Origin of the sequence: Streptomyces zinciresistens K42 (assembly GCF_000225525.1) — a bacterium.
Classification (GTDB): domain Bacteria; phylum Actinomycetota; class Actinomycetes; order Streptomycetales; family Streptomycetaceae; genus Streptomyces; species Streptomyces zinciresistens.
In genome coordinates this window covers 1-2,612 of sequence record NZ_AGBF01000389.1, presented here as the reverse complement: position 1 = coordinate 2,612, position 2,612 = coordinate 1, and the positions used below count along the sequence as shown (strand labels likewise).

Annotated in this window: 4 protein-coding genes; 3 read left to right on the top strand and 1 reads right to left on the bottom strand. The window is 63.7% G+C overall.

What is annotated here, in order from left to right:
- Positions 1 to 491: 491 nt before the first annotated feature.
- From SZN_RS36640 to SZN_RS37825, 3 genes are read left to right on the top strand one after another with little or no spacing between them, the layout of a single operon-like run.
- On the top strand, positions 492 to 1,052 hold the full coding sequence (locus SZN_RS36640; protein ID WP_425274507.1) for a bifunctional DNA primase/polymerase: 561 nt from the start codon (positions 492 to 494) through the stop codon (positions 1,050 to 1,052).
- Positions 1,042 to 1,362, top strand: a complete 321-nt coding sequence (locus tag SZN_RS39515) for a hypothetical protein (RefSeq protein ID WP_078509099.1) — start codon at positions 1,042 to 1,044, stop codon at positions 1,360 to 1,362. Before SZN_RS36640 ends, SZN_RS39515 begins: the two co-directional genes overlap by 11 nt.
- A 4-nt stretch (positions 1,363 to 1,366) precedes the next feature.
- The gene (locus tag SZN_RS37825) at positions 1,367 to 1,687 is read left to right on the top strand and encodes a hypothetical protein (RefSeq protein ID WP_007505845.1); all 321 of its coding nucleotides are present in this window, start codon (positions 1,367 to 1,369) and stop codon (positions 1,685 to 1,687) included.
- Between the two features lie 567 nt (positions 1,688 to 2,254).
- On the opposite strand, the gene SZN_RS42115 is transcribed toward SZN_RS37825, so the two are convergent.
- Positions 2,255 to 2,612: hypothetical protein (locus SZN_RS42115; protein WP_208865896.1), on the bottom strand; the 358-nt coding region annotated here is incomplete at its 5' end.

Here is a 2,612-nt window from a genome sequence, read left to right as displayed (position 1 = left end):
GAGGTCGTACGCCTCACACAGCATCGGACCGTAGAAGTCGTCCGGTGTGCTGTGCCCGTTCTCCCAACTGGCAATGCGGCGCTTCACACTAGCGTCAGAGGGAAGCTGGTGACCTCGGCGGAGAGCAACATGCCGCAGCTCGCGCACTAACCGCGGCTGACTCCAGCCCCGGCCCACGCGAGCTTGCCGTAAGCGAACGCTGATCGGCTCCAGCGAAGGCGTCCCCATTCCCTCCCCGCCCGTCCATAGATGCGACTTCTGTGGCGCACGACCCTTCGGCCTCACGACCGAATGTACGCGCTGTTCACCGCCGCGCGCTGCAAGTAACCCAAGATCCATGGTCGTTGCCTTGTGACGGGGGATGACGCGTCCACGCGCGACGCGTCATCCCCCGTCACCCCTCGTCATCTGCCCCGGCCAGGGGATCGCCCTTGAGTCTGGATGCAGCGCGGCATTGCGGCCGCAACTGAACCCGACCGAGGTGAGATGAAGTGCAGAGGATGACCAGGAGGGGCATGGAATGGCTCTCCGCGGCAGCGGACAACCCTGTGGAGTGCCGACAAGTGTGGGCGGACGATCCTCGGATGCCGTGCCTGCTGTCGACCGGCCGCCTCTTCGACGTGGTGAGCGTCGAACAGCGCGTCGGAACGGAGATGTTCGACCGCCTCCTACGAAGCGGGATGCCGTTCGGACCGACGGTCGTCGACCGCAAGGCGCAGCGCGTCGGGTTCTTCCTCGGCTCGCAGAGCCGCGAGACCTTCACGCACTACCTGGAACGCGAAACGTCATCAACACCGCCGTACCGGTACCTCGGCCGCGGCTGCGCCGTTGTCGTACCCGGCCCCATCCCACTGTCCGACGACCGCTATCAGTGGCTCCGCGCCCCCACACGTCGGCCGGAGGCCAATCCGCTGCGCCCCGTCGCTCTCGCAACCGCGTTGGTCGCCTCCGTGGAACTCCTGGCGCGCATCGACCGCTTCGACGAGCAGTACCCGACGCCTTACGCGGCGGTTGCTGCCCTCCCCGAGGAGACGAACTCGGATGCCGGATGAGCCGATCGGCGGTCGAGATGCTGCCACTTGGTCGCCTCTCGACAGCGACGGCTGGTACGCGGCCCGCAACGCGACTACTGCACTACGGGACGTCCTCGTGCGCGCTGGCCTGGAGAAGGACTTCCCCTACCTGCGTGCTGACTTGAACGCCTTCGGGCACGGCCTCGTTGAGCTGGGTCGAGTGTCCCCTGACACGGCCGAGCGTCTCGTAGGGCTCCTGCGCCTGGCCCTGGCAAGCGGCTTCGGCCGAGACCGTAACGACGACGATCACGAGCCGACCATCACCGAAGAAAACAAGGGAAGGGCCTGAAGCCATGACCGACCGGCGCGGAGTGGTAGCCAAGCGAGCGGAGAACCTGATGCCCGGGGTGCCCTACGTACGCGGCTGGAATCGCGCGCGACGAAGCGCCAGGGCTCTGGCTGATCAGCTTGTGTTGCTCGGGCTGGACTCGGATTTCCCCGGTCTGATCGCCGACGTCAACGTCTTCGGTGACGGCCTGGTGCAACTCGGGGTGGTTCGTCCCGAGGCGGCCGAGCTGCTGGCGAGTCTCATTGCGGCCGGACTAGCCGTGGAATCGGCGGACACGACGACGAACGGGCCCCTGCTCCCTCCCCGGGAAGAGCCTGCGGCTTGAACCGCTCCTCGGCGGTCGGTTGCCCTGCCGCTCGGCCGGGACCGGCGCCCCAGCGCCGCAGCCCGGACGAACGGCGGGGCCATCAGCTTGGGAAGCTTGGGCCTTTGACGGGCGACTCGTGGGCTGACCAGCGACGGATCTTTTAGCGGAGCCGAACGGGTCGGCAGGTGCTCCCCGCTGTTCCCCGCACAACCTGGCACGAGTCTGGCATGCCGCTTCTTCCTCGATCGCACCTCTAGAGGATCAAGCTGAGCACAGTTGCAGCGAACAGCAGACCGACTCCGGCCCGGACGAAGTTGGTGCCGAGACCGAGGCGAAGGAACTTGACCATGACCACCCGTGCAAGGAACGAGACTCTGTCAGCTTGAAGATCCACACGCAGGTGGTCCCACAGGCTCTCGGGTTGCAGAGTCGCCCATAGGGACCAGCCTTGGCGGTCACAGTGTAGATGCGGACTGGTCAGGCGGTGATGAGTGGAACCACGATCGCGATCATCAAGCACATTGCACCGGCCGCGCCAACAACCAGTACGGCGACCCCTTGATTCTGATCGTGTGCTTTACGGCGTCAAGAAAGACCTAGGAAGACTCCATTTTGACGATCCCATCGTGAGCCGTAGATCTTGTACACCTTGCAGAGGTCTAGCCAGAATGCAAGCAGTGTGATCTGCTTGATCAACGCTTCAACGAATACATAGTAGGGCACCTCCCTGCCTTTATAGGCGATGACTCCGTCATGCATAACGTAGTCGAATTCTGCATGTGCAATGCTATTCCTTACGTCTCGACTGAATGACGAGTTCCAGTAGTAGCGAAGGGATGAGTGGCGGTTCAGGTAGGCCTCTTTCGTCGCGGCTTTAGCTTTGGAGTACTGATTTATATTGTTCACGCAATCTCGCGCACTCAGGATTCTTGGTGCCCACCCG

What these genes read in the sequence shown, in the direction of transcription:
- SZN_RS39515 (WP_078509099.1), top strand. Translation starts at nt 1,042, where the DNA reads ATGCCGGATGAGCCGATCGGCGGTCGAGATGCTGCCACTTGGTCGCCT.
- SZN_RS37825 (WP_007505845.1), top strand. Translation starts at nt 1,367, where the DNA reads ATGACCGACCGGCGCGGAGTGGTAGCCAAGCGAGCGGAGAACCTGATG.